The 1265-nt window shown below is 68.1% G+C and carries 1 protein-coding gene and 1 pseudogene; one reads left to right on the top strand and one right to left on the bottom strand.

Translation table 11 applies throughout. The features are described 5' to 3' along the window. Window positions 1–591 precede the first annotated feature (591 nt). Window positions 592–927, top strand: coding sequence for an N-acetylmuramoyl-L-alanine amidase-like domain-containing protein (locus tag IU459_RS37220; RefSeq protein ID WP_195134265.1), 336 nt, complete (start codon window positions 592–594; stop codon window positions 925–927). A gap of 10 nt (window positions 928–937) precedes the next feature. Here the strand turns inward: IU459_RS37220 and IU459_RS37215 are convergent. Beyond that, window positions 938–1120, bottom strand: a pseudogene (locus IU459_RS37215) (response regulator transcription factor); the annotation flags it as partial. Between the last annotated feature and the right edge of the window lie 145 nt (window positions 1121–1265).

Below are 1265 nucleotides of genomic sequence, written 5' to 3'. Positions count from 1 at the left end.
ACTTCGTCGCTGCTGCCGGAGCAGCTAATCACGACGGTTCCGGGTTTTCGAGTCGGACCCCACGGCGACTACTGATTGGTTACTCGCAGTTCACCTCGGCTAGTGCCGCGCACTTCAAGCCTCGGTCGGACACTGCGTGCGCCTCCGGCCCCGCCCTGGCAGCGGACGATCGAGGCCCGCCGCTCCAAGCCGGCGAACCGAATCCCGCGGCGGCGCAACACCTGCCGGATCGACAGGATCACCGCCTCCGCTGCCTCTGAACTTGTCGCCTCGAGCGAGCCCTCCTATTGCGTGGGTACAGGATTTGCCGCCAGGCGCCGATTCGCGGTGCTCCCGCAGTCTGTGAGCTCGAACCGATTCCCGATCGTTCTCGGCGACACCCCGATCACTCTGGCCGACAGGCTGGGCGAACTCGCCAGTTCCAGCGTCGCGCGGGTCCCGGTCACCGAGGTGGTGGCCGCCGGTCGCGGAAATCTTCGGCCGCCAGCATGATCCGGAGCCGGTCGCGGCGCCGTCGGGGTTGCGGGCCCAGTTGCGCCCGTATGAGGAGCGAGCGCGGCCTGTCCTGGCCGGCCACCATAATCCGGCGCGTTGAGCCCGGCGGCCGTCCCGGTGACCAAGCATCTGAACACCAAAGCCAGTGGCGGACAATATCTCCCGCGCCTGCCGGTGGTGGACCGGCCGATGACCTACATCGCCGCCGCGGTGGACGACGCGGTCGCCGGCCAACTCCGCACGGGCGACTTCGGCGCCTACACCGACCCGGCCGGACTGGACGTCACCCACGTCGGCATCTTCGTGCAGACGCCGAACGGCCCGGTGTTCCGCAACGCGTCCTCGCTGGCGGCGAACAACAAGGTGGTCGACTCACCGTTCTTCGAATATGCCCGCACCGTCCCCGGCTTGATCGCCCTGCGCCCAAAGTAGCTGAGGTCGCGCCCTGTTCGCGGGCGCGGGCCACCGCCGAGGTCCGTGAGCGGACCCCGAGTTTGGCGTAGATGTGCACCAGATGGGATTTCACGGTGGTCTCGCTGCGGAACAGCTCCTTGGCGATCTCCCGGTTCGACTTGCCGTGGGCGACCAGGCGCAGCACCTCGATCTCGCGCGGGCTCAGCGTGGTGTCGGATGCGCTGCGGTGCCATCACGGCAGACAGGCCTGCGGGGCTTCGGTGAACAACCGGTGTACAGACCGCTCGGCGGTTGCGCGGGCGCGCGCCCGCCTGTGCCGATGGTGTTAGAAACACAGCGCTACGCAATGGAGTGAC

It is taken from the genome of Nocardia amamiensis, assembly GCF_015477605.1.
In the GTDB taxonomy this organism is placed as follows: domain Bacteria; phylum Actinomycetota; class Actinomycetes; order Mycobacteriales; family Mycobacteriaceae; genus Nocardia; species Nocardia amamiensis_A.
The sequence above is the reverse complement of the archived record's forward strand: the minus strand, read 5'-3'. Positions and strand labels throughout refer to the sequence as shown.